This window comes from Pseudomonas sp. BJa5 (assembly GCF_030272875.2).
Classification (GTDB): domain Bacteria; phylum Pseudomonadota; class Gammaproteobacteria; order Pseudomonadales; family Pseudomonadaceae; genus Aquipseudomonas.
Genome location: NZ_JALRNG020000015.1, coordinates 59765 through 83350, shown reverse-complemented (window position 1 = coordinate 83350; position 23586 = coordinate 59765). Strand labels below are relative to the sequence as shown.

Annotated in this window: 22 protein-coding genes; 9 read left to right on the top strand and 13 right to left on the bottom strand. The window is 65.5% G+C overall.

Going from position 1 to position 23586, the window contains the following annotated elements; genetic code table 11:
- The first annotated feature begins 10 nt into the window (after positions 1-10).
- The 3 genes from gudD to M2D63_RS11170 all read left to right on the top strand — a co-directional run bounded on the left by gudD (position 11) and on the right by M2D63_RS11170 (position 2264).
- Complete coding sequence (gene gudD, locus M2D63_RS11180) at positions 11-1351, top strand: glucarate dehydratase (RefSeq protein ID WP_285862966.1); 1341 nt, start codon at positions 11-13, stop codon at positions 1349-1351.
- Positions 1352-1428: 77 nt separating this feature from the next.
- The gene (locus M2D63_RS11175) at positions 1429-1815 is read left to right on the top strand and encodes a hypothetical protein (protein ID WP_285862965.1); all 387 of its coding nucleotides are present in this window, start codon (positions 1429-1431) and stop codon (positions 1813-1815) included.
- Positions 1816-1958: 143 nt separating this feature from the next.
- Complete coding sequence (locus M2D63_RS11170) at positions 1959-2264, top strand: hypothetical protein (RefSeq protein ID WP_285863005.1); 306 nt, start codon at positions 1959-1961, stop codon at positions 2262-2264.
- Here the strand turns inward: M2D63_RS11170 and chrA are convergent.
- A complete protein-coding gene (chrA, locus tag M2D63_RS11165; RefSeq protein ID WP_285862963.1) occupies positions 2223-3395 on the bottom strand; it encodes a chromate efflux transporter in 1173 nt (390 codons plus the stop codon). The two genes, M2D63_RS11170 and chrA, sit on opposite strands and share 42 nt — an antisense overlap.
- A 146-nt stretch (positions 3396-3541) precedes the next feature.
- Between chrA and M2D63_RS11160 the strand changes: the two genes are divergently transcribed.
- Positions 3542-3880, top strand: coding sequence for a cupin domain-containing protein (locus M2D63_RS11160; RefSeq protein ID WP_285862961.1), 339 nt, complete (start codon positions 3542-3544; stop codon positions 3878-3880).
- A 667-nt stretch (positions 3881-4547) separates the two neighbouring features.
- Here M2D63_RS11160 and M2D63_RS11155 read toward each other — a convergent pair.
- Positions 4548-5447: an AraC family transcriptional regulator gene (locus tag M2D63_RS11155; RefSeq protein ID WP_285862960.1), complete on the bottom strand. Its 900-nt coding sequence runs from the start codon at positions 5445-5447 to the stop codon at positions 4548-4550.
- Between the two features lie 180 nt (positions 5448-5627).
- Here M2D63_RS11155 and M2D63_RS11150 point away from each other — a divergent pair, with 180 nt between their 5' ends.
- Entirely contained in the window at positions 5628-6680 is a 1053-nt protein-coding gene (locus M2D63_RS11150; protein ID WP_285862959.1) for an NAD(P)-dependent alcohol dehydrogenase, read from the top strand.
- A 269-nt stretch (positions 6681-6949) separates the two neighbouring features.
- Here the strand turns inward: M2D63_RS11150 and ureG are convergent, their stop codons facing one another.
- From ureG to M2D63_RS11105, 9 genes are all read right to left on the bottom strand, one after another.
- Positions 6950-7582, bottom strand: a complete 633-nt coding sequence (gene ureG, locus M2D63_RS11145) for an urease accessory protein UreG (RefSeq protein WP_285862958.1) — start codon at positions 7580-7582, stop codon at positions 6950-6952.
- 10 nt (positions 7583-7592) lie between these two features.
- Positions 7593-8267 carry an urease accessory protein UreF gene (locus M2D63_RS11140; protein WP_285862957.1) on the bottom strand — a complete coding sequence of 225 codons (675 nt, stop codon included), beginning with the start codon at positions 8265-8267 and terminating at the stop codon, positions 7593-7595.
- On the bottom strand, positions 8267-8812 hold the full coding sequence (locus M2D63_RS11135; RefSeq protein WP_285862956.1) for a HupE/UreJ family protein: 546 nt from the start codon (positions 8810-8812) through the stop codon (positions 8267-8269). Before M2D63_RS11135 ends, M2D63_RS11140 begins: the two co-directional genes overlap by 1 nt.
- 21 nt (positions 8813-8833) lie before the next feature.
- A complete protein-coding gene (gene ureE / locus M2D63_RS11130; protein WP_285862955.1) occupies positions 8834-9313 on the bottom strand; it encodes an urease accessory protein UreE in 480 nt (159 codons plus the stop codon).
- Positions 9314-9323: 10 nt separating this feature from the next.
- Positions 9324-11027: an urease subunit alpha gene (ureC, locus tag M2D63_RS11125; protein ID WP_285862954.1), complete on the bottom strand. Its 1704-nt coding sequence runs from the start codon at positions 11025-11027 to the stop codon at positions 9324-9326.
- Positions 11024-11341, bottom strand: coding sequence for an urease subunit beta (locus tag M2D63_RS11120; protein WP_285862953.1), 318 nt, complete (start codon positions 11339-11341; stop codon positions 11024-11026). The genes ureC and M2D63_RS11120 overlap by 4 nt, the downstream gene beginning before the upstream one ends.
- 9 nt (positions 11342-11350) lie before the next feature.
- Entirely contained in the window at positions 11351-11653 is a 303-nt protein-coding gene (locus tag M2D63_RS11115; RefSeq protein ID WP_285862952.1) for an urease subunit gamma, read from the bottom strand.
- Between the two features lie 9 nt (positions 11654-11662).
- Entirely contained in the window at positions 11663-12496 is an 834-nt protein-coding gene (locus tag M2D63_RS11110) for an urease accessory protein UreD (RefSeq protein ID WP_285862951.1), read from the bottom strand.
- 234 nt (positions 12497-12730) lie between these two features.
- Positions 12731-13336: an ABATE domain-containing protein gene (locus M2D63_RS11105; protein ID WP_285862950.1), complete on the bottom strand. Its 606-nt coding sequence runs from the start codon at positions 13334-13336 to the stop codon at positions 12731-12733.
- A gap of 168 nt (positions 13337-13504) precedes the next feature.
- On the opposite strand from M2D63_RS11105, the gene M2D63_RS11100 reads away from it, so the two are divergent.
- The 3 genes from M2D63_RS11100 (at position 13505) to M2D63_RS11090 (ending at position 16484) form a co-directional block, all read left to right on the top strand.
- The gene (locus M2D63_RS11100) at positions 13505-14374 is read left to right on the top strand and encodes an alpha/beta fold hydrolase (RefSeq protein WP_285862949.1); all 870 of its coding nucleotides are present in this window, start codon (positions 13505-13507) and stop codon (positions 14372-14374) included.
- Positions 14375-14572: 198 nt separating this feature from the next.
- Positions 14573-15547, top strand: a complete 975-nt coding sequence (locus M2D63_RS11095) for a quinone oxidoreductase (protein ID WP_285862948.1) — start codon at positions 14573-14575, stop codon at positions 15545-15547.
- A 19-nt stretch (positions 15548-15566) separates the two neighbouring features.
- A complete protein-coding gene (locus tag M2D63_RS11090; protein ID WP_285862947.1) occupies positions 15567-16484 on the top strand; it encodes a LysR family transcriptional regulator in 918 nt (305 codons plus the stop codon).
- Between the two features lie 110 nt (positions 16485-16594).
- Here the strand turns inward: M2D63_RS11090 and nfuA are convergent, their stop codons facing one another.
- Together nfuA and M2D63_RS11080 are read right to left on the bottom strand one after the other, a co-directional pair.
- Complete coding sequence (gene nfuA, locus M2D63_RS11085; RefSeq protein WP_285862946.1) at positions 16595-17179, bottom strand: Fe-S biogenesis protein NfuA; 585 nt, start codon at positions 17177-17179, stop codon at positions 16595-16597.
- Between the two features lie 131 nt (positions 17180-17310).
- Entirely contained in the window at positions 17311-19611 is a 2301-nt protein-coding gene (locus M2D63_RS11080) for a fatty acid cis/trans isomerase (protein ID WP_285862945.1), read from the bottom strand.
- A 155-nt stretch (positions 19612-19766) separates the two neighbouring features.
- Between M2D63_RS11080 and metH the strand changes: the two genes are divergently transcribed.
- A complete protein-coding gene (gene metH, locus M2D63_RS11075) occupies positions 19767-23474 on the top strand; it encodes a methionine synthase (protein ID WP_285862942.1) in 3708 nt (1235 codons plus the stop codon).
- Positions 23475-23586 lie beyond the last annotated feature (112 nt).

The following is a 23586-nucleotide window of genomic DNA, read 5'->3' as shown; positions in this document are numbered from 1 at the left end:
GACACGCCTGATGAACACACAACAACAGCACACCCCGGTCATCACCAGCCTGCAGGTCATTCCGGTGGCCGGCCATGACAGCATGCTGCTCAACCTGAGCGGCGCCCATGGCCCGTTTTTCACCCGCAACATCGTGATTCTCAAGGACAACGCCGGCAACACCGGGGTTGGCGAAGTACCCGGCGGCGAACGCATCCGCCAGACCCTGGAGGACGCCCGCAGCCTGGTCGTCGGCCAACCCATCGGCCAGTACCAGCGCATCCTCAACCAGATGCGCCAGACCTTCGCCGAACGCGACGCCGCCGGTCGCGGCCTGCAGACCTTCGACCTGCGCATCACCATCCATGCCGTCACCGCAGTGGAAGCGGCACTGCTTGACCTGCTCGGCCAGCACCTGCAGGTGCCTGTCGCCGCCCTGCTCGGCGAAGGCCAGCAACGCGAGCGGGTAAAGATGCTCGGTTACCTGTTCTACATCGGCGACCGCCGGCAAACCGACCTTGCCTACCGCAACGAAGCCGACGCCGCCGACGACTGGCTGCGCCTGCGCCACGAAGCGGCGATGACCCCCGAAGCGGTGGTGCGCCTGGCCGAGGCGGCCCGGGCCCGCTATGGCTTCAACGACTTCAAGCTCAAGGGTGGGGTACTGCGCGGCGAAGAGGAAATTCTCGCCGTCACCGCCCTGGCCGAGCGCTTCCCCGAGGCGCGCATCACCCTCGACCCGAACGGCGCCTGGTCACTGAAGCAGGCCATCGCCCTGTGCCGCGACCAGCACAAGGTCCTGGCCTATGCCGAAGACCCGTGCGGCGCCGAGAACGGCTACTCCGGCCGCGAAGTGATGGCCGAGTTCCGCCGCGCCACGGGCCTGCCGACCGCCACCAACATGATCGCCACCGACTGGCGCGAGATGGGCCATGCGATCCAGTTGCAATCGGTGGACATTCCCCTGGCCGACCCGCACTTCTGGACAATGCAAGGCTCGGTGCGGGTGGCGCAAATGTGCCATGACTGGGGCCTGACCTGGGGTTCGCATTCGAACAACCACTTCGACATTTCCCTGGCCATGTTCACCCAGGTCGCCGCCGCGGCACCGGGCGAGATCACCGCCATCGACACCCACTGGATCTGGCAGGACGGCCAGCAGCTGAGCCACAACCCGCTGCAGATCGTCGACGGCCATGTCCAGGTGCCGAGCAAGCCGGGCCTGGGCGTGGACATCGACATGGACGCCGTGGGCCGCGCCCACGAACTGTACAAAGGCATGGGCCTGGGGGCGCGGGACGACAGCGTGGCGATGCAGTACCTGATCCCGGGCTGGCGCTTCGACAACAAGCAACCCTGCCTGGTGCGCTGAGTACAAGGCGAGCCGCCCGACGACAGGCAGCGGCTCGCCTCTGGGCAAAAAGCCGTGCTCATCGCTATGCTTGGGGCATGAACGCCACCCTGCCCACTCGTTCCCCCTGCCCGCCTGGCGCCTGCAATTGCGGGCGCGAGACGCTGCAGGACCTGCGCATCCTGCTGCTGACCCGCCAGGAAGAAAAGCGCCTGCTCGAGCGCCTGGAAAACCTGCAGAGTCTGGCCGACCTCGAGCACATGCAGCGCAAGCTGTACGAGAACCTCGGCATCCGCCTGCAGATCAGCCCCAGCGACAACGAAGTGCGGACCATGCGTGGCTTCAACATCCAGATCGAGGAACTGCCGGGCTTGTGCCGCAAGACCCGGCAGAACATCCCTGCCGCCATCCGCCGGGCCCTGGAGCGTCGACCGGAGATCGCCTGGCGCTTGCTCGATGCCCAGGACTTGCTGCGCGACGCCTGAGGGTATCCTTGATCTGTAGGAGCGGGCTTGCCCCGCGATGCTATGTGACTGACAGTACGCGATCGCGGGGCAAGCCCGCTCCTACCGGTGCAGGCGTGCTCCGCGCTATCCTGAGGGCCATCCCGTTACCGAGCACCCTGCCGATGCCCACCCTCAACCCCCGCGAGGTCTACCAGCAACTGCGCGACGCCGCCCTGGGGCTGCGCCCGTTGCGTCGCCTGGGTGATGAGGTCGACATTGAAGGCTGGCGCCTGACGCTGGATTTCGATGGCACCCACCTGCACCACTGCCTGCACTGCCGCAGCACCGATGGCCGCGAGGGCGCCCTGGACGACTGGCCGCGCGGTACCGACCCGGTCAGTCTGCTCAGCACCTGGGAGCTGGCGCAGGTCGAGCGGTTGCTGCGCCTACAAAAACCCACCGGCAACAGCGCAACCGACCACCACTAGCCAGGGCGGCAGCCTCCAGACCATCAGTGCCAGCAAGGCGACCAGCGCCAGAACAAAGTCCTGCAGCTGGAGGATGGCGCTCCACGCCGCCTGATACAGCGCCGCGAGCAATAGCCCCACCACCGCCGCGTTGATCCCGAACATCGCCGCCTGCATGCGCAGGTTGCGCCGCCACTGCGCCCAGAACGGCAGTGCGCCGAACACCAGCAGGAATGACGGCAGGAAGATGGCGCCAAGGCACAGCACAGCGCCATATATCCCGTGCATCGACGCCCCCAGAAACGCCGCAAAGGTGAACAAGGGCCCCGGCATCGCCTGGGCTGCGCCGTAGCCGGCCATGAAGGTTTCATTGCTGACCCAGCCAGGCGACACCACTTCAGCCTGGAGCAACGGCAGCACCACATGCCCGCCGCCGAACACCAGCGAGCCGCTGCGGTAGAAGGCTTCCAGCCTGCTCAGGGTCGGGTCCTGCCAGAGCCCGGCCAGCAGCGGCATGCCCAGTAGCAGGAGAACGAACAGCGTGAGCCAGCACAGCCCCGCACGCCGGCTGACGGCGACCGGCAACGGCTCATGGGCCTGGCGCTGCGCCGGCTTGAACATGACCAGGCCGGCAACGCCCGCCGCCACAATCACGCCCACCTGCCCCCAGGCCGAAGGCACCAGCAGCACCAGGGTGGTGGCCAGGACCATCAGTGCGATGCGCGGTGCGTCCGGACACAGGTTGCGCGCCATGCCCCAGACCGCCTGGGCCACCACCGCCACCGCCACGACCTTCAGGCCCTGCAACACGCCGGCGGGCATGGCCTGACCAAGGCTCGCCAGCCCAAGGGCGAAGCCGGTCAAGAGCACAGCCGACGGCAGGGTAAAGCCGAGCCACGCCGCCAACGCGCCACGGTAGCCCGCCTGTGACAACCCCAGGGCAATGCCCACCTGGCTGCTGGCCGGCCCCGGCAGGAACTGGCAGAGCGCTAAGAGGTCGGCGTAGCTGCGCTCGCCCAGCCAGCCACGGCGAGTGACGAATTCATCGCGAAAGTAGCCCAGGTGGGCGATGGGGCCGCCAAAGGAGGTCAGCCCCAGGCGCAGGAAGATAAGAAACACCTGCCATGGGCTGCTGGGATGAGTCGCGTGCATGTTCTGACTTCCAAAGGACGGCAGAGCGCACAATAGCTCAATCAGCGCGTAGTTGTTGCCTGCTGCGGGCACTGGCCACCACCGTGGCCGGGGCGCTGTGCGTCGTTTTCAACCACACTGTAGTATCTGACGAGGGACCCGCCACGATGCCCGACAACCTGTTCAACCCGCTTCCCTTTGCCTTGGCGCAGGAGCAGTTCGACCTGCTCCTGGCGCGCCCGGGGCTGCGAATCGAACGAATCGTCTCCTGTGGCCAGGCCAGCCCGCCGGGCTTCTGGTACGACCAGCCGCAGGACGAATGGGTGCTGGTGCTCAGCGGCTCGGCTGGCCTGCGCCTGGAGCACGAGGCCCATGAACGGGTGCTCGGGCCTGGTGATCATACCGAGATCCCCGCCCACTGCCGGCATCGGGTGGAATGGACCGACAGCCAAAAGGCAACAGTCTGGCTGGCGGTGCATTTCGGTGGCGCCGACGAGCTCCCGTAGCCGCTGCCTGGCCCTGGTGGGAGCCGGCAGCGCCAGCTCCCACAGTGGTTGCAGGGGATCTGTGGGAGCTGCCGACAGGCTGCGATCGGGCGCGAAGCGGCCGCAGTACCAGAGCGCCTCAGTACGGCTAATCGAACGAGGTGGCCGGGTTGCGACTGCTGCGCAGTCGATCGCAGGCTTCGCCAGCTCCCACAGTGGTTGCAGGGGATCTATGGGAGCTGCCGACAGGCTGCGATCGGGCGCGAAGCGGCCGCAGTACCAGAACGCCCCAGTACGTCTGATCCAGCGAGGTGGCCGGGTTGCGACTGCTGCGCAGTCGATCGCAGGCTTCGCCAGCTCCCACAGTGGTTGAAGGGGATCTGTGGGAGCTGCCGACAGGCTGCGATCGGGCGCGAAGCGGCCGCAGTACCAGAGCGCCTCAGTACGGTTAATCGAACGAGGTGGCCGGGTTGCGACTGCTGCGCAGTCGATCGCAGGCTTCGCCAGCTCCCACAGTGGTTGCAGGGGATCTATGGGAGCTGCCGACAGGCTGCGATCGGGCGCGAAGCGGCCGCAGTACCAGAACGCCCCAGTACGTCTGATCCAGCGAGGTGGCCGGGTTGCGACTGCTGCGCAGTCGATCGCAGGCTTCGCCAGCTCCCACGAGACGGATTCGGCCGAGACCAGGCTACGCAACCCGGTACGGCAGTTCCTCTCCCGGGCTGCGGTCGAAATGGCGCTTGTACTCGCGGCTGAACTGCGAAGTGCTCTGGTACCCCACCCGGTGCGCCACCTGCGCCACCCCCAAGCCTTCGCCGATCAGCATCTGCTGGGCCTTGAGCAGGCGCAGGCGCTTGAGGTACTGCATCGGCGAGAGCAAGGTGCTGCGCTTGAAGTGCTCATGAAAGGTCGATGCGCTCATGTTGGCGCAGCTGGCCAGGGCCTCGACACTCAAGGGTTCGGCGTAGTGGTCGCGCAGGTGGTTGAGCGCGGCGGCGATGCGGGCGAAGTGGCCCTGCTGCTCGACCAGGGCCCGCAACACCCCGGCCTGCGGTCCGCGCAAGGCCACGTACAGCACCTCGCGCACCCGCGCCGGGCCCATGACCTGACTGTCCAGCGGATCGAGCAGGCAACGCAGCAAGCGCTCGACACTGTCGCGCATGGCCTCATCCAGGGCGGCCGAGCTCATCGACTCCGGCGTCTGTGCCTTGATCGCCCGGTCCACCGGCAAGCCCATGCTCTGCACCAGCTCACCGAGCACGATGCGGTCGATCGCCACGGCCACCCCCAGCAGCGGCTCCTGGGGCGTGGCGAAGGTTTCGCACATGAATGGCACCGACAGTGCCTGCACCAGGTAATGCCCGGCACCGTACTCCAGGGTACGCGGCCCCAGGCGCGCCAGCTTGCTGCCCTGGGCGAGGATCATCAGGCTCGGCTCATAGATCTGCGGGCTGCTGGCCACATACTGGTCGGCCGACAGCACCTGCACCTGGGGCAGGCGGGTGTCGACGAAGCCCGGGCGCACAGCCAACTGGCGAATCAGGGTACAGAGGGTGGCGTTGGCATCGAGGTGGCGGGTCAGCTGCATAAGAATCCGGACGGAGGAATAGACACTGACATGATCGCAGCTTGGCGGCCCGCTGTGTGCAGCGCCGACCCAAGTACGGAGCTTTAGGCATGACTGGCGGAGGAATGACGGTGGGCAGCCCCCCCTGCTCCTGCGGACAATGCGCAGCCTGTACCGCTTAAACGATTCATCGAGGTTTTTATGTACACCGCCATTGGCTACGCCGCCCAGTCCGCCACCGCGCCCCTGGCGCCCATGACCTTTCAACGCCGGGCCCTGCGCCCGGACGATGTGGCTATCGAGATCCTCTACTGTGGCGTGTGCCACTCGGACATCCACCAGGCCCGCAATGAATGGGGCATCGCCGTCTACCCGCTGATGCCCGGCCACGAGATCGTCGGCCAGGTCACCGCCGTGGGTGCCAGCGTCAGCCGCTACCAGGTCGGCGACAAGGTCGGTGTCGGCTGCATGGTCGATTCCTGCCAGCACTGCGACGCCTGCCACGCCAACCTCGAGCAGTACTGCCTGGAAGGCCCGACCATGACCTACGCCACCCCGGATCGCATCGACGGCAGCAACACCATGGGCGGCTACTCCAGCAGCATCGTGGTCAGCGAGCGCTTCGTCCTGCGCATCCCGGCGGCCCTCGACCTGCCGAGCGCCGCGCCGATTCTCTGCGCCGGCATCACCACCTACTCACCGCTCAAGCACTATGGCGTCAAGGTCGGTGACCGCGTCGGTATTCTCGGCATGGGCGGCCTGGGCCACATGGGCATCAAGTTCGCCAAGGCCATGGGCGCCGAAGTCACCCTGTTCACCCGCTCCCCGGCCAAGGCCGAGGAAGCCCGGCGCCAGGGCGCCGATCATGTGATCGTGTCCACCGATGCAGCGCAGATGCAGGCCGCCGCCGAACGCTTCGATTTCCTCCTCGACACCATCCCGGTGCAGCATGACCTCAATCCCTACCTGCAGACCTTGAAGTTCGACGGCGTGCACATCCTCGTCGGCCTGATCGAACCGGTGGACCCGGCCCTGCACGCAGCCAACCTGGTGATGAAACGCCGGGTGCTGGCCGGCTCGCTGATCGGCGGCATCAAGGAGACCCAGGAAGTGCTGGAGTTCTGCGCCGAGCACGGGATTGGCTGCGACATCGAGATGCTGGACATTCGCCAGATCAACGAAGCCTACAGCCGGATGATTGCCGGGGATGTGAAGTACCGCTTCGTGATCGATATGGCGACGCTCAACGGCTGAAATTGCGGTGAATCCATCGCAGGCTTCGCCAGCTCCCACAAGGGTTCCCGGTATGCCCGGACGCTGTGGGAGCTGCCGATAGTCTGCGATCGGGCGCGAAGCGGCCGTAAAACCAGACCGCCTCAGTACACCTGACCCAATGAGGTGACCGGATTGCGACTGCTGCGCAGTCGATCGCAGGCTTCGCCGGCTCCCACAAAGACAGTTGCTCCCACAGTAGGGGGGCAAGCCCAGGCCCTGTGGGAGCCGGCAACGCCGGCGATGGCTGCTCAGCAGCCCTGCGCTACACGTTGTAGCATCCCGCGCTCGACGATGAAGTCGATCACCCGCTGCAGCCCCTGGCCGGTCTTGAGGTTGGTGAAGGCCCAGGGACGCTCGGGACGCATGCGCCGGGTGTCGCTTTCCATCACTTCCAGCGAGGCGCCGACATAAGGCGCCAGGTCGATCTTGTTGATCACCAGGAAGTCCGACTTGGTGATCCCAGGCCCCCCTTTGCGCGGGATTTTCTCGCCTTCGGCCACGTCGATGACGTAGACGGTCAGGTCGGCCAGTTCCGGGCTGAAGGTGGCGCTGAGGTTGTCGCCGCCGCTCTCGACGAAGATCACTTCCAGGTTGCCGAACTTGCGCGCCAGTGCCTCCACCGCTGCCAGGTTCATCGAGGCGTCTTCGCGAATGGCCGTGTGCGGGCAGCCACCGGTTTCCACGCCGACGATGCGCTCCGGCTCCAGGGCGCCGGCTTCGGTGAGGATGCGCTGGTCTTCCTTGGTGTAGATGTCATTGGTGACCACGGCGATCTGGTAGTGATCGCGCATGGCCTTGCACAGGGCTTCGAGCAGCGCGGTCTTGCCGGAGCCGACCGGGCCGCCGACTCCGACGCGCAGGGGTTGCTGGTAGCTTTGCATGGGGTCTTCCTCAGGATCGGAACAATCGGGTGTATTGGGTTTCGTGACGGGCCGAGGCGATCGCCAGCAGCGGCAGGCTGCCGCCAAGCTGGTCGTCAGGCAGGGCCAGGGCCGTTTCCAGCACGGCGGGGAGTGCTTCGCTCAGGTCGTGCAGCAGGGTCTGGGCCGCCTGCTGGCCGAACGGCACCAGCTTGACCCCGGCCATCACCGCCCCTTCCAGCCAGGCGAAGCCATAACCCAGGGCCAGGTCGCGCAACGGGATCTCCCAGTGCGCCCCCAGCCAGGCCATGCCACCGAGCTGGCTCAGCTCCAGCGACGCCCGCCACGCGGGTGCCTGGCACAGTTGCCAGCCATCGAGCAACCGGGCCAGGGCCATGCCGCGCTGGCGTTCTTCAAGGCGCAGTTCGGCGGTTTCGCGGTTGGCCAGCAGGAACCGACTCCAGTACGCGAAGGCCTCGGCATCCTGGTCCTGGCAGGCCCGGTACAGGCGCGCCAGCAATGGCCAGTCGAGGTAGCCGAGGCTGTCGTGCAACTGCTGGCGCTGCCAGGCACGAAAGCCGTCGGCGCCCTTCACCCAGCCGGTTTCCACCGCCCACTCCAGCCCCTGCGAGTAGGTGAAACCACCCACCGGCAGGTTCGGGCTGGCCAGTTGCAGCAGGCGCAGCAGCTTCAGTTCATGGCTCATCAACCGGCCATGACCAGCGTGGCGCCAGCCAGCAGGCCGCCGCCAAAGGCTTTTTGCAGGCCGCTGTGACGGCGCAGCAGGCAGCCCGTGGCAAAGCCTGCCAGCAACAACAGGCCGCTGACGCTGACGAAGCCTGCGCTGAATACCCAGAAAGCACCCGGGCTGGCCTCGACGCCATGAGCCCAACCATGGAACAGCGCAAACACTGGCATCGCCAGGGCCAGCAGTAATTGCCGGCTCGGCAGCAGCAGCGCGGCGGCCGCCACCAGCAGCGAGCCGATGATCATCTGCTCCATGCCCAGCACACCGCCGAACAGGTGGCCCAGCAACGCGCCGCCGAACATCGCGCACAAGGTCAGCAGCGGCAAGACCAGGGTGCGGCCGGTCAAGGCAGCGAGCACGCCGGTACCCAGCAGCATCAGCAGGTGATCCAGGCCGGTCAGTGGGTGCAGCAGGCCGTCCTGTAGCGGGTTGGCATCATGGCCAGGGTGGGCGAACGCCGGTGCGGCGATCAGCAGCAAGGCGAGTACCAGGGTGTTTTTCATACAACTATCTCCTTGACAGAATCAGTGCTGGGCAACGCGAACAAAGGGGTGATCGGCATAGGCGTGGCTGTGCGGCGCGCTCTGGTAGGCACCGGCTTCAGGCTCGAACGGGGCCTGCTCCACGGTGACCTGCAGGCCAAGGCCCCGGACCATTTCGTCCAGCACATGATCGTGCTGGTAGCGCACCAGGCCGGCCTCGATCTGCAAGGGCACGTGGCGGTTGCCCAGGTGGTAGCTGGCACGGGCCAGCAGCAAGGGATCGGCGCAATGAACGGTGGAGACCTGCTCGGCCGCGGCCAGCACGCGGATCACTTGTGCGCCCTGCGCATCCGCGAGCAGCTCGCCGCCGCGCAGCAACTGGCCGCGTTCGAGCATCAGGCCGGCCTCTCGACCGTCGTCGAGGGTGACGCGCACGCGGCTCTTGATCCGCGTGTCCAGGTTCAAGGTGACGGTGCCACTGATGCATGCGGCTTCGCTCAGCCGACGGGTCAACAGGATCATGCTCGCTCCTTCAGAACAGAAAATAACGTTGCGCCATCGGCAACACGGTGGCCGGTTCGCACACCAGCAGTTCGCCGTCGGCACGTACCTCGTAGGTCTGCGAATCGACTTCGATCAACGGCAGCAGATCGTTGTGGACCATGTCGCCCTTGCGCACCCGCCGGCAGCCCCTGGCCACGCCAATCAGGCTGCGCAGGCCCAGTTGCTGATGCACGCCGCACTCCACTGCCGACTGCGACAGGAAGGTCATGCGCGTGGCATTGCGCGCCGCGCCCAGGGCGCCGAACATCGGCCGGTAGTGCACCGGTTGCGGGGTCGGGATCGAGCCGTTGATATCGCCCATGGGCGCCATGGCGATCATCCCGCCCTTGATCACCAGCGCCGGTTTCACCCCGAAGAAAGCCGGCGACCAGAGCACCAGGTCGGCCAGCTTGCCCGCCTCCAGGGAGCCCACTTCATGGGCGATGCCATGGGTCAGCGCCGGGTTGATGGTGTACTTGGCGATGTAGCGCTTGACCCGGAAGTTGTCGCTGTAGCGGCTGTCCGGCGCCAAGGGGCCACGCCGGCGCTTCATCTGGTCGGCCACCTGCCAGGTACGCAACACCACCTCGCCGACCCGGCCCATGGCCTGGGAGTCGGACGAGGTCATGGCGAACGCTCCGATGTCATGAAGGATGTCTTCGGCGGCGATGGTCTCGCGGCGGATGCGCGATTCGGCGAAGGCCACGTCCTCGGCGATGCTCGGGTCCAGGTGATGGCAGACCATGAGCATGTCCAGGTGCTCGTCGACGGTGTTGACCGTGTAGGGCAGCGTCGGGTTGGTCGAGGATGGCAGCACATTGGCGCAGGCCGCTGCGCTGATGATGTCCGGTGCATGGCCACCGCCCGCCCCTTCGGTGTGGAAGGTGTGGATGGTGCGATCGCCAATGGCCGCCAGGGTGTCTTCGATGCAGCCGGATTCGTTGAGGGTGTCGGTGTGAATGGCCACCTGCACATCCAGCTCTTCGGCCACGCTCAGGCAGCAGTCGATGGCGGCCGGGGTCGAGCCCCAGTCCTCGTGCAGCTTCAGGCCCACGGCGCCGGCGTTGATCTGCTCGCGCAAGGCTTCGGGCCGCGAAGCGTTGCCCTTGCCGAGCAGACCGATATTGATCGGCAGCTCATCGGCGGCCTGGAGCATGCGCGCCAGGTACCAGGGCCCGGAGGTGCAGGTGGTGGCATTGGTGCCGGTGGCAGGCCCAGTGCCGCCACCGATGAAGGTGGTGATGCCCGAGGTCAGCGCCTCCTCCACCTGCTGCGGGCAGATGAAGTGAATGTGCGAGTCGATGCCGCCGGCGGTGACGATCTTGCCTTCGGCGGCGATCACTTCGGTGCCGGGGCCGATGGGCAGGGTCACGCCGGGCTGCACATCGGGGTTGCCGGCCTTGCCGATGCCGAAGATGCGCCCGTTCTTCACGCCGATATCAGCCTTGACGATGCCCCAGTGATCGATGACCAGGGCATTGGTCAGCACCAGGTCCATCGCCTCGGCGGCGAGCATCTGGCCCTGGCCCATGCCGTCGCGAATCACCTTGCCGCCGCCGAACTTGACCTCTTCGCCGTAGCGCGTGAAGTCCTTCTCCACTTCCACCCAGAGTTCGGTATCGGCCAGGCGCACCCGGTCGCCCACCGTGGGGCCGAACATGTCGGCATAGGCCCGCCGCGAGATCCGGCTCATCCGTACACCTCCAGCTTGCCCATCACCTTGCCCTGGAAGCCGTAGACCTCACGCTTGCCGGCATAGGGCACCAGGTTCACGCTGCGCGCCTGGCCCGGCTCGAAGCGCACCGCCGTGCCGGCGGCGATATCCAGGCGATAGCCGCGGGTGGTTTCGCGCTCGAACACCAGGCAGTCGTTCACCTCATAGAAGTGATAATGCGAGCCGACCTGCACCGGACGGTCGCCGTGATTGGCCACGGTGACGCTCAGGGTCGGGTAGCCGGCGTTGAGTTCGATGTCGCCGTCGGCGACCTGTACTTCTCCTGGGATCATCCTGCGCTCCTAGACAATCGGCTCATGCACGGTCACCAGCTTGGTGCCGTCGGGAAAGGTGGCCTCCACCTGCACGTCGGTGATCATGTCGCCGACCCCGTCCATCACCTGGTCGCGGCTGAGCACCTCGCGGCCCAGGCTCATCAGTTCGGCGACGGTACGCCCGTCGCGGGCGCCCTCCATCACCGTGGCGCTGATCAGGGCCACGGCTTCCGGGTAGTTGAGCTTCAAGCCACGGGCCAGCCGGCGCTCGGCGAGCAGCGCGGCGGTGAACAGCAGCAGTTTGTCTTTCTCTCTCGGGGTCAGCTCCATGGCGTTCTCTCAGGTGGCCCAGATCCGCGGCGGGCATGGCGCCAGGCCGACCACGGCCGGTCGCAGGGCATGCCAGAGCCGCTGCAGGGTGAGTTGCAGGCGAAGGTTGTCGTGGTCCAGCAGGCGCACCACCAGCAGCTGACCGAGCAGGGTCGCGCCGCTGGGTACGCACAGTTCGTCGATCAATGCGCGGGCCTGTTCGAGCAAGGCATCGTTGGCCGGATACGCGCAGAACGTCGCCTGCAGCGGGTAGCCGGCGAGCTTTTGCAGCTGCCCGCCTTCGATGCGCAGGCGCTCCTGCAGGCCGGGGTCGTCGGGCAGTTCGATATGCAGGCGGCTGTCCAAGGCGCCATGGCTGAAGCTTTCGTTAATCACCGGGCGGCCCAGGCACAAGGTCTCCCAGGCCAGCAAACGCGCGCCCGGGGCCAGGCTGAAGCGGTTCTGAAGGCGCACACGGGCGCCAGGAAAGCAGATGCTGCCCTGGGGCAGCCACTCCAGCACGCTGCCGGGGGCCAGGTGGAAATGCTGGTCGAGGGTCGAGGTATCGCCCGCGCTGCGGTAGAACTTGGTGGCCCCGGGCATGGTCAGCAACGCATGGCTGCCCGGCTCCAGGTGCACATCGAGCACCAGCTTGTCGCCTCCGACCACCCCACCGGGCGGGTGCAGCACATAAACGTGACAAGGCCCGCCCTCCGGATAGAACGGTCGCTGCACCAAAAGAGGACCGAAATGCCGACGCGCACCAATACAGGTCTTCGTCCCACGGCGAACAAAGCGCAGCATCAATTCGGCACTCCAGCCGGAATCGCGGGCGGCGAGGTCGAGGGGTTGGGCAAGCGTCATGCATCTGATCCCTGTAAATACGGAGTCCGACGTATTTGAAGGATTGGTCTTACTCAAGCATTCGGAGAAAAAACCTGAAGGCTTGACCAATCGATCAGCAATCGATGCAGGAGGCAAAGCACATAGCGGGCCAGAATGGCGCGCACGAGGAAAAGGGCCAAACAGGTGCCTTGCACCGGTTTAGCGCTATAGCGGCTGAAGGTGTTTAATCCGCGGTGCCGGAAACGGCCGACATCACAGCTCGCGCAGGCGCTTGCGATGCTCGGCGACCTTATGCCGGTTGCCGCACAGCGCCATGCTGCACCAGCGCCGGCGATGGGACTTGGTGCGGTCGTAGAACCAGAGAATGCACTCGCTGTGCTCGCACTGCCTGACCAGGGTGAAGTCCCCGGTGGCGATCAACTCACCCGCCTGCTCCGCCAGCGGCGCCAGCAGCTGCTCGGCCGAACGGTGTTCGGCGACCCGCTGCAAACGGGGGCCATCGTGTTTGCTCCAGACCAGCTGGGCATGGCTGGCCGCCTGCTGCAGGAAGCCATTGAGCTCAGCCGGATCGCCCCAGCCGCCGGCCTTGCGCTGCTCCACCAGTACACGCACCGCTTCGCGCAGGCGCCGCGCCGTGTCCAGCAACACGCCCCGGGCCAGGCGTGGCAGCGGCCCTTGATGCAGGCCAAGGCGTTGCAGCCAGGCCAGTACATCGGCGTCGCTGCGCCAGAAGTCGGTGACCTGGCCCTCGACGATGGCCTGGGTATTGAGCATGTCGAGCACCGGGTGGTCAGCCAGTACAAAGGGTTCGCTGAGGGTGTCGGTCATGATCGAAGCCGCCTGGGGGAGTTGATCCATGGTAACCCTTTTGACGCCTTTATCAAGTTACAGGTCTGACCTGGAGGCCGTTGATCACCTTGAGCGTGTAACCCCTATAAATAATTTGACAGGTTACATAGCGTGTGCAATTTTTGCCCTCGCAGTAACCCATTAAATGAATTTAAACGGTTACACAGGAGCATCCCCATGAATTCCCAAGCCTCCAGCGTCATCCGCTACAAGTTCGTCGAAGCCGACGGTGTCCGTGTGTTCTACCGCGAGGCCGGCAACCCCGAGCTACCGGTGCTGCTGTTGCTCCATGGCTTCCCCAGCTCTTCGCATCAGTTCCGCGAGCTGATCCCGCTGCTGGCCGAGCGCTTCCACCTGATTGCCCCGGACCTGCCCGGCTTCGGCTTCAGCGAAGTGCCGGCCGAGCGCGACTACCGCTACAGCTTCGACGCCCTGGCACAGACCCTGGGGGCCTTCGTCGACGCCCTGGACCTGCGCCGCTATGCCCTGTACGTGTTCGACTACGGCGCCCCGACCGGCCTGCGCCTGGCGGTCGAGCACCCGGAACGGGTGACCGGGTTCGTTTCGCAGAACGGCAATGCCTACCTCGAAGGCCTGGGTGACGCCTGGGCGCCGATCCGTACCTATTGGGACGAGCCCTCGGCGGCCAACCGCAAGGCTGTGGGCGATGCGGTGCTCAACCTTGACGCCACCCGCTGGCAGTACCTGCACGGTGTTGCCGACCCGACCCTGGTGGCCCCGGAGTCCTACACCCTGGATGCGCTGTTGATGGAGCGGCCTGGCAACAAGGAGATCCAGCTTGACCTGTTCCTCGACTACGCCAACAACCTCAAGCGCTATCCGCAGTTCCAGGCGTTCTTCCGTGAAACCCGAGTGCCTTCGCTGATCATCTGGGGCAAGCACGATCCGTTCTTCATTCCGCCGGGGGCAGAGGCATTCAAGCGCGACAATCCCGACGCCGTGGTCGAGCTGCTGGATACCGGGCATTTCGCCCTGGAGACCCACGTGGCGTACATCGCCCGCCGGATAAGCGAAGTATTGGCCTGATCGCTGTAGGAGCGGCGGTGCGACGACTCGACTTGCCCCGCGATGCTATGTGACTGACAACACGCGATCGCGGGGCAAGCCCGCTCCTACAGGGATATGTGTATTGCATGCAGCAATGAACTGCAGTAAACCTGATTGTTGCGCCATGGCTTGGTAATTACCCTCGAAGACTCTTCTTAGCGCTTCAGGAATCAAGCCATGGTCATGCACATCCGTCTCCAGCAAACCGGCGCCCCGCACGTCCTGCAACTCGAACAGACCGAACCGCAAACACCCGGCCCCGGCGAAGTCTGGCTGGACCAGGCCGCTATCGGCGTCAACCCACTGGACGTCAACCAGCGCAAGGGCGATGTCCCCATCGCCCTGCCTTCAGGCCTTGGCCTGGAAGGCGCCGGCACCGTCGCCGCAGTCGGCCCGGGCGTGACCAGCGTGCAGGTCGGTGATCGCGTGGCCTACGCCACCGGTCCGCTGGGCGCCTACGCCAGTGCCCGCCTGTTTCCGGCCGAACGCCTGGTCAAACTGCCCGACCTGCTGACGGCCACGGATGCCGCCGCCGTGCTGTTCAAGGGCATCACCGCCCAGTACCTGCTCAAGAGCACCTACCCGGTCGGCCCCGGCACCCGGGTGCTGATCTACGGCGCCGCCGGTGCGCTCGGCCAGTTGATGGTGGCCTGGGCCCGGCATCTGGGTGCCTTCGTGATCGGCGTGGTCTCCAAAGTGCAAAGCGTGGCCCGGGCACAGGCGGCAGGCTGCAACGAGACGCTGGTGTTCGATGCACCCACCCTGGCTGCGCAGGTACTGGAGGCCACCCAGGGGCACAAGGTCGATGTGGTCTACGACTCGGTCGGCCGGGTGTCGCTCGACGCCTCGCTCGACAGCCTGCGCCCACGCGGCCTGCTGGTGTCCTACGGGGTGACCTCGGGCGCGCCCGAGCCCCTGGCCATGGCCACCCTCAACGCCAAGGGCTCGCTGTTCGTCACCCGCCCTTCCCTGGCGGCCCACACCGCCACGGCGCAGGAGTACCAGCACCGCGCGCAGGATGTGCTGACGGCGGTGGCCGCAGGTATCATTACCCCGCACATCTGGCGCAGCTATCCGCTGGCCGAGGTGGCCAATGCCCACGACGACCTGCAGCACGGACGGTCCCAGGGCGCGATCATCCTCACCCCCTGAAGCGAGACGCCACACCGACATGGACCCGTTCGACAGTCGCCAGGCCGATGAACTGGCCACGCTCCTCGCACTGTTCGCCCACGGCTCGTTCGCCGCCGCGGGCCGGCAGCTGCAACGCCACCCTTCGGTGCTGTCCAAACGCCTGGGGGCGATGGAGCAGCGCCTGGGCATTCGCCTGGTCGAGCGCACCACCCGCCAGTTGCGCTTTACCGATGAAGGCTTACGTCTGGTCGAACGCCTGCAACATGCCGCCAGCCTGATCAGCGATGCCGAGCGGGAAGCCGGCCAGGGCGCGACCGAAGTGCGCGGACGCCTGCGCCTGGCCCTGCCGGCGAACCTGGGCCGGCTGTGGCTCTGCACGATGCTGGCCGAGTTTGCCCTGGCCTTCCCGCAGGTGACGCTGGAAACCGAGTACGCCGAGCGCTTCGTCGACCTGGTCGGCGAAGGCTTCGATGCCGCCATCCGCATCGGCGAGCTGGCCGACAGCCGCCTGGTGGCGCGCAAGCTGTGCGAGCACCGGCGCATCCTCTGCGCTTCACCCGCTTATCTTGAGCGTCACGGACAGCCGCAGTCACCCGAAGACCTGGGCGCACACAATTGCCTGGGCTTTACCGGCCTGCGCAGCTATCCGCAGTGGCACCTGTACCGTCACGATGAAATGCACAGCGTGAAGATCCAGGGCTCGATGCAGAGCAATGACAACGAGGCGCTGCTGGGCGCCGCGCGTGCGGGCCTGGGCATTGTTGCCGGCGGGGACTGGATGATGAAGAAGGACCTGGACAGCGGGCGCTTGCTGCGCGTGCTGCCACAGTGGCAACTGGATCGTGATGCCGGTATCTATTTCGTTCGCCCGGGGGCGCGGTTCAATACGGCGGCGCTGCTGGCCTTCAAGCAGTGGATCGAACAGCAGTTCGCCGAGGGTGCGCCGTGGCGTTAGCGTAAACGCATCGCGGGGCAAGCCCGCTCCCACAGGTAGGAGCGGGCTTGCCCCGCGAAGGGATTGTCAACCTGTAGGAGCGGGCTTGCCCCGCGAAGAGGCCAGCAAACTCAGTAGTAGGCGTTCTCTTTCTGACTGTGGTCAGTCACATCACGCACACCCTTGAGCTCGGGAATGCGCTCGAGCAAGGTGCGCTCGATGCCTTCCTTCAGGGTCACGTCGGCCTGGCCACAGCCCTGGCAGCCGCCACCGAACTGCAGCACGGCGATGCCGTCCTCGACCACTTCGATCAGGCTGACCTGGCCGCCGTGGCTGGCCAGACCCGGGTTGATCTCGGTTTGCAGGTAGTAGTTGATGCGCTCGTTGATCGGGCTGTCTTCGTTGACCATCGGCACTTTGGCGTTCGGCGCCTTGATGGTCAGCTGGCCACCCATGCGGTCGGTGGCGTAGTCGACCACCGCATCTTCCAGAAACGGTACGCTGACCGCATCCAGGTAGGCGGTGAAGCTTTTCAGGCCGACGGCGGTGTCTTCCGGCTTCTCTTCGCCCGGCTTGCAATAGGCGATGCAGGTCTCGGCGTAGGTCGTGCCCGGCTGGGTGATAAAGATGCGAATGCCGATACCCGGGGTGTTCTGCTTGGACAGCAGATCAGCCAGGTAATCATGCGCGGCGTCGGTAATAGTTATGGCGCTCATGGAAGTTCCTCACAGACATGGCGGCAGTTTACGCCAAGCTGGCCTTCGAACAAAGTCCTAGTATTTAAGTCAGGAAACGCGAACGGATCGCAACGCCGGGAAAGGTCAGGCGACCTTCCCGGCGGTCATCCTCACAGGTTCTCGTAGCGGTTCATGTCCAGCACGCCCGACTCCACCGGGTCGGTCTCCTGGATGTAGCGGTCCAGGTCATGGAAGTACTGCCAGAACTGCGGGTGGCTGCGGCGCACGCCCCAGCGCATGACGATGCGCTCGAACTTCGCCGTGTCGTCCCGCGCCGCTTCCATGTCCTCGACGAACTCCGGCACATCGCGGGCCGGAACGTTGAACATGAAGTTCGGGTAGCTGCTGAGCACGCCCGGGACCAGCGTCAGGGTGTCCAGGCCCGGCTGGTAGCGGTAGGCCTCGCCGAGCATGAACGCCACGTTGCTGTGGGCACGGTTGCGCAGCAGGCTGTAGACCTGGCGCTGGCCACCCTGCCCTTCGATGCGCAGCATGGTGGCCTCAGGCAGCTGGTTGATCACCTTCAGGCCCGCTGCCGGACGCGACACCAGGCGGCTCAGGCTCTGTTCGACGCCACGGAACTCCTCGTTCATTTGCGGGCGCGAGCAGTAGGCATCGACGCAGCGGTTGATCGGATCAGGTGCGGCATTGAGGCTGCCGGTGCGCTGGATCAGCTTGAAGCCGAAATCACGCTTGGGATCGGCCGCATCGAGCTTGAGCGCGCTCGGGGTGTCGGTGTCGATCTCCTCGTAGTCCAGCCACATCTTCACCTTGCCGCTGTTCTGGTACCAGTCGCTGAGGATCGCGCCACGCGCATCGGCCGGCATCAGGCGCAGGAAATTGACCTCGGCGCCATTGCGGATCAGGTCGAAGTACAGCCGCGTCTGCGCCTGGTGCGAGACGTTGCCGAACACGTCGAAGTTGACCGCCAGTTGGTAGTAGGTGCGTTCGAACAGCGGGTAGTCGAACAGCCACACGGTCTTGGGCACATCGCCGATCAGGCCCTTGGTCACCGAGGCGCTGTCGAAGTGGCGGAAGATGGTCAGCAGCGCATTGTCGTTGCCGGCCCACAGGGTCGACCAGCTCGGCGCCGGCATGTCGGCATAGGCATCGCGGCGCAGCTTCTCATACTCGTTGCGCTTGTCGCGGTAGGCGTGCCAGAGGCTCAGGATGCTGCCCACGTCGTCGATCTGCCCAGGCATGGCCAACAGCGGCGTGGCCTGGCCGCGGTACTCGGCATCGGTCAGGTAGCGGTCGTGGGCCGGCTCCTGGAACAGCGCCCAGAAGTGGTCGCGGATCACGTCGGTGGCGATCTGGCCACGGCATACCGGGCCACGAATGAAGGTGCGCACGAAGTACTCGGCGTTATCCAGCATGAACTGGTAACGGGCCACCGCCGGGATCGCCTCGAAGGTTTCGAACGGGTTGGCGCGGTGGCGCGGGCCATAGCCTGGCAGCGCCTTGGCATGCCAGTCGCCGCTGTAGAACAGCTGCTTGACACGCTTGAGCTTCTGCGGCCCCATCGGGTAGGTGATGTGGGTTTTATGCACGATCACGCCCTGCACCGGGATCAGCCGGTAATAGAAGTCGGTGCCTGGCGGGTCGTTGGGCCGGCGCGAAGCGATCAGGTCGACCGGTTGGCCGCTTGGCGTGCGCGAACGTACCCACTGGAAGAAATGCCCTGGCTCACCGCCAACGAAATAGATGTGGGCGAGGAACAGGTGCTCGTACAACCAGCGGCCGACCAGCGCCTCGGTCGAGCCCGGGCTGTTGAGCAGCGCCTCCCACTCGGCGATCTGTGCAGCTTCTTTGGCGCTCGGCTGGATCGGGTTGCTCTCTACCGGCGCACCGGCCTTGAGCCAGCGTTGCAGGGTCTGGTACTGGGCATCGGTCAGGCCGGTGACCGCCAGCGGCATGCCCTCCTTGGGATGGGCGCCGGCGTAGGCGTCGAATTCACCCGGCAAGGGGCACATGTTGGTGCGGTTCAGGCCCAGGACGATCTCTTCGGGCAGCTTGGCGTTGGGCGTCAGCGGGGTGTTGTGGCCCAGCTCCAGCATTCGCGCCATCAGCGCCGCCTGGCTGCCCTGGTTGTCGAGCACCGAATAGAAGCCCTTGCGCTGCCAGGCCTCGGTGCTCTGGGCGTCGAGGAACAACCGGGTCGGCGGCACCGCCGTGCTGCGCCCCCCTTCATAGACCGGCACCTTGGAGGCACCCCGCGCGGCGCCCTCGGCGCTGCCCAGGTTCAACTGGCAGGCAGCGTCGTTACAGGCGTGGCAGGCGACGCACTTCTCGGTGAAGATCGGTTGGATATCCCGGGTATAGGAAATAGCCGGGGTGGATTGAGGGGCTTGCCCCAACGCCACGCCGCTGATGAGCAGAGCGAAAGCGCCGGCAAGTAAACGATGCACCATGTGCCGAATGTCCTGGTTTTGAAAGCTTCACGATTCTACCGGTGCTGGCGGCGCGTCAACATGAATGAAATTCATGTAAATCCCCGACACGTCTAAAAACCGCGCAGCTTTGTTATTATTCCGCAACTTTTGTCTTTGCCCGACCAGGTAGTCCTATGTCTGACCGCAGCGCTCGTTTCCAAGCACTTCAGCAAGCACTCAAAGAGCGCATCCTGATTCTCGATGGCGGCATGGGTACTATGATCCAAAGCTACCGCCTCGAGGAACACGACTATCGTGGCACGCGCTTCGCCGATTGGCCAAGCGACGTCAAGGGCAACAACGACCTGCTGCTGCTCTCGCGTCCGGACGTGATCGCCGCCATCGAGAAGGCCTACCTGGATGCCGGTGCCGACATTCTCGAAACCAACACCTTCAACGCCACGCAGATTTCCCAGGCCGACTACGGCATGGAGTCGCTGGTCTATGAACTGAACGTCGAAGGCGCGCGCATCGCCCGCCAGGTGGCCGACGCCAAGACTCTCGAGACCCCGGACAAGCCACGCTTCGTCGCCGGCGTGCTCGGCCCGACCAGCCGCACCTGCTCGATCTCCCCGGACGTCAACGACCCGGGCTTTCGCAACGTCACCTTCGACCTGCTGGTGGAAAACTACGTCGAGGCCACCCGTGGCCTGATCGAGGGCGGCGCCGACCTGATCCTGATCGAGACCATCTTCGACACCCTCAACGCCAAGGCGGCGATCTTCGCCGTGCAGCAGGTGTTCGAGGACGACGGCGTCGAGTTGCCGATCATGATCTCCGGGACCATCACCGACGCGTCCGGCCGGACCCTGTCCGGGCAGACCACCGAAGCCTTCTGGAACTCGGTGCGTCATGCCAACCCGATTTCGGTGGGCCTGAACTGCGCCCTCGGTGCCAAGGACCTGCGCCCGTACCTGGAGGAGCTGTCCGACAAGGCCGGCACCCACGTCTCCGCGCACCCCAACGCCGGCCTGCCGAACGCCTTCGGCGAGTACGATGAAACCCCGGCCGAGATGGCCGTGGTGGTCGAGGAGTTCGCCGCCAGTGGCTTCCTCAACATCATCGGCGGTTGCTGCGGCACCACCCCGGGGCATATCCAGGCGATCGCCGAGGCCGTGGCCAAGTACAAGCCGCGCCCGATCCCGGACATTCCCAAGGCCTGCCGGCTGTCGGGCCTGGAGCCGTTCACCATCGATCGCAACTCGCTGTTCGTCAACGTCGGCGAGCGCACCAACATCACCGGCTCCGCCAAGTTCGCCCGCCTGATCCGCGAAGAGAACTACACCGAGGCCCTGGAAGTCGCCCTGCAGCAGGTCGAGGCCGGCGCCCAGGTGATCGACATCAACATGGACGAGGGGATGCTCGATTCCCAGGCGGCCATGGTCAAGTTCCTCAACCTGATCGCCGGTGAGCCGGACATCTCCCGCGTGCCGATCATGATCGACTCCTCCAAGTGGGAAGTGATCGAAGCCGGCCTCAAGTGCATCCAGGGCAAGGGCATCGTCAACTCGATCTCGATGAAGGAAGGCGTCGAGGCCTTCAAGCATCACGCCAAACTGTGCAAGCGCTACGGCGCCGCCGTGGTGGTGATGGCCTTCGACGAGGTCGGCCAGGCCGACACCGCCGCGCGCAAGAAGGAAATCTGCCAGCGCAGCTACGACATCCTGGTCAACGAAGTGGGCTTCCCGCCGGAAGACATCATCTTCGACCCGAACATCTTCGCCGTGGCCACCGGCATCGAAGAGCACAACAACTACGCCGTGGACTTCATCGAAGCCTGCGCCTACATCCGCGACCACCTGCCGTATGCCCTGAGCTCGGGTGGGGTGTCCAACGTGTCGTTCTCCTTCCGCGGCAACAACCCGGTGCGCGAGGCGATCCACTCGGTGTTCCTCTACCACGCGATCCAGAATGGCCTGACCATGGGTATCGTCAACGCCGGCCAGCTGGAGATCTACGACGAGATCCCCGCCGCCCTGCGCGAGAAGGTCGAGGACGTGGTGCTCAACCGCACCCCGGACGGCACCGACGCCCTGCTGGCGATCGCCGATGACTACAAGGGCGGCGGCGCCAGCAAGGAAGTGGAGAACGAAGAGTGGCGCTCGCTGCCGGTCGACAAGCGCCTGGAACACGCACTGGTCAAGGGCATCACCGCCTTTATCGTCGAAGACACCGAAGAATGCCGCCAGCAATGCGCGCGCCCGATCGAGGTCATCGAAGGCCCGCTGATGAGCGGCATGAACGTGGTCGGCGACCTGTTCGGCGCCGGCAAGATGTTCCTGCCCCAGGTGGTCAAATCCGCCCGGGTGATGAAGCAGGCGGTAGCCCACCTGATCCCCTTCATCGAAGCCGAAAAAGGCGACAAGCCCCAAGCCAAGGGCAAGATCCTCATGGCCACGGTCAAGGGCGACGTGCACGACATCGGCAAGAACATCGTCGGCGTGGTGCTCGGTTGCAACGGTTATGACATCGTCGACCTGGGCGTGATGGTCCCGGCGGAGAAGATCCTGCAGACCGCCCGCGAGCAGAAGTGCGACATCATCGGCCTGTCCGGGCTGATCACGCCGTCGCTGGACGAAATGGTCCACGTTGCCCGCGAAATGCAGCGCCAGGACTTCCACCTGCCGCTGATGATCGGTGGTGCGACCACGTCCAAGGCCCACACCGCGGTGAAGATCGAGCCCAAGTACAGCAACGATGCGGTGGTCTACGTCACCGACGCCTCGCGCGCGGTGGGTGTCGCCACCCAGCTGTTGTCCAAGGAACTCAAGCCGGGCTTCGTCGAGAAGACCCGCCAGGAGTACGTCGAGGTCCGCGAGCGCACCGCCAACCGCAGCGCCCGCACCGAACGCCTGAGCTACGCCCAGTCGATTGCCGCCAAGCCGCAGTACGACTGGACCGGCTACCAGCCGGCAGTGCCTAGCTTCACCGGGGTCAAGGTGCTGGAGGATATCGACCTCAAGGTACTGGCCCAGTACATCGACTGGACGCCGTTCTTCATCTCCTGGGACCTGGCCGGCAAGTACCCGCGCATTCTCACCGACGAAGTGGTCGGCGAAGCGGCCACCGCGCTGTTCAAGGACGCCCAGGACATGCTCGCCAAGCTGATCGACGAGAAGCTGATCAGCGCCCGCGCGGTGTTCGGCTTCTGGCCGGCCAACCAGGTCAACCATGACGACATCGACGTCTATGGCGCCGACGGCCAGCCCCTGGCCCGCCTGCACCACCTGCGCCAGCAGACCATCAAGCCGGACAACAAGCCGAACTTCTCTCTGGCCGACTTCGTCGCGCCGAAGGAAAGCGGCCTCACCGACTATGTCGGCGGCTTCATCACCACCGCCGGCATCGGCGCCGAGGAAGTGGCCAAGGCCTACCAGGACAAGGGCGACGACTACAGCTCGATCATGGTCAAGGCCCTGGCCGACCGCCTGGCCGAAGCCTGCGCCGAATGGCTGCACGAGCAGGTGCGCAAGGACTACTGGGGTTACGCCAAGGATGAGCACCTGGACAACGAGGCGCTGATCAAGGAGCAGTACTCGGGTATCCGCCCTGCCCCGGGCTACCCGGCCTGCCCGGACCACACCGAGAAAGAAACCCTGTTCCGCCTGCTCGACGGCACCGAGATCGGCGAGACCGGCCCGAGCGGCGTGTTCCTTACCGATCACTTCGCCATGTTCCCGGCGGCGGCGGTCAGCGGCTGGTACTTCGCCCATCCGCAGGCGCAGTACTTTGCCGTGGGCAAGGTCGACAAGGACCAGGTCCAGAGCTATAGCGCGCGCAAAGGCCAGGAGCTGAGCGCAAGTGAGCGTTGGTTGGCGCCTAACCTGGGTTACGACAACTGATGTGATCGCGGGGCAAGCCCGCTCCCACAGGGATTGCATTTACCCTGTGGGAGCGGGCTTGCCCCGCGATGCGGTCTACACTGAGGGAGATGCCTTCACCCAAAGGAGCCCC

What these genes read in the sequence shown, in the direction of transcription:
- gudD (WP_285862966.1), top strand. Translation starts at nt 11, where the DNA reads ATGAACACACAACAACAGCACACCCCGGTCATCACCAGCCTGCAGGTC.
- M2D63_RS11175 (WP_285862965.1), top strand. Translation starts at nt 1,429, where the DNA reads ATGAACGCCACCCTGCCCACTCGTTCCCCCTGCCCGCCTGGCGCCTGC.
- M2D63_RS11170 (WP_285863005.1), top strand. Translation starts at nt 1,959, where the DNA reads ATGCCCACCCTCAACCCCCGCGAGGTCTACCAGCAACTGCGCGACGCC.
- chrA (WP_285862963.1), bottom strand. Translation starts at nt 3,395, where the DNA reads ATGCACGCGACTCATCCCAGCAGCCCATGGCAGGTGTTTCTTATCTTC.
- M2D63_RS11160 (WP_285862961.1), top strand. Translation starts at nt 3,542, where the DNA reads ATGCCCGACAACCTGTTCAACCCGCTTCCCTTTGCCTTGGCGCAGGAG.
- M2D63_RS11155 (WP_285862960.1), bottom strand. Translation starts at nt 5,447, where the DNA reads ATGCAGCTGACCCGCCACCTCGATGCCAACGCCACCCTCTGTACCCTG.
- M2D63_RS11150 (WP_285862959.1), top strand. Translation starts at nt 5,628, where the DNA reads ATGTACACCGCCATTGGCTACGCCGCCCAGTCCGCCACCGCGCCCCTG.
- ureG (WP_285862958.1), bottom strand. Translation starts at nt 7,582, where the DNA reads ATGCAAAGCTACCAGCAACCCCTGCGCGTCGGAGTCGGCGGCCCGGTC.
- M2D63_RS11140 (WP_285862957.1), bottom strand. Translation starts at nt 8,267, where the DNA reads ATGAGCCATGAACTGAAGCTGCTGCGCCTGCTGCAACTGGCCAGCCCG.
- M2D63_RS11135 (WP_285862956.1), bottom strand. Translation starts at nt 8,812, where the DNA reads ATGAAAAACACCCTGGTACTCGCCTTGCTGCTGATCGCCGCACCGGCG.
- ureE (WP_285862955.1), bottom strand. Translation starts at nt 9,313, where the DNA reads ATGATCCTGTTGACCCGTCGGCTGAGCGAAGCCGCATGCATCAGTGGC.
- ureC (WP_285862954.1), bottom strand. Translation starts at nt 11,027, where the DNA reads ATGAGCCGGATCTCGCGGCGGGCCTATGCCGACATGTTCGGCCCCACG.
- M2D63_RS11120 (WP_285862953.1), bottom strand. Translation starts at nt 11,341, where the DNA reads ATGATCCCAGGAGAAGTACAGGTCGCCGACGGCGACATCGAACTCAAC.
- M2D63_RS11115 (WP_285862952.1), bottom strand. Translation starts at nt 11,653, where the DNA reads ATGGAGCTGACCCCGAGAGAGAAAGACAAACTGCTGCTGTTCACCGCC.
- M2D63_RS11110 (WP_285862951.1), bottom strand. Translation starts at nt 12,496, where the DNA reads ATGACGCTTGCCCAACCCCTCGACCTCGCCGCCCGCGATTCCGGCTGG.
- M2D63_RS11105 (WP_285862950.1), bottom strand. Translation starts at nt 13,336, where the DNA reads ATGGATCAACTCCCCCAGGCGGCTTCGATCATGACCGACACCCTCAGC.
- M2D63_RS11100 (WP_285862949.1), top strand. Translation starts at nt 13,505, where the DNA reads ATGAATTCCCAAGCCTCCAGCGTCATCCGCTACAAGTTCGTCGAAGCC.
- M2D63_RS11095 (WP_285862948.1), top strand. Translation starts at nt 14,573, where the DNA reads ATGGTCATGCACATCCGTCTCCAGCAAACCGGCGCCCCGCACGTCCTG.
- M2D63_RS11090 (WP_285862947.1), top strand. Translation starts at nt 15,567, where the DNA reads ATGGACCCGTTCGACAGTCGCCAGGCCGATGAACTGGCCACGCTCCTC.
- nfuA (WP_285862946.1), bottom strand. Translation starts at nt 17,179, where the DNA reads ATGAGCGCCATAACTATTACCGACGCCGCGCATGATTACCTGGCTGAT.
- M2D63_RS11080 (WP_285862945.1), bottom strand. Translation starts at nt 19,611, where the DNA reads ATGGTGCATCGTTTACTTGCCGGCGCTTTCGCTCTGCTCATCAGCGGC.
- metH (WP_285862942.1), top strand. Translation starts at nt 19,767, where the DNA reads ATGTCTGACCGCAGCGCTCGTTTCCAAGCACTTCAGCAAGCACTCAAA.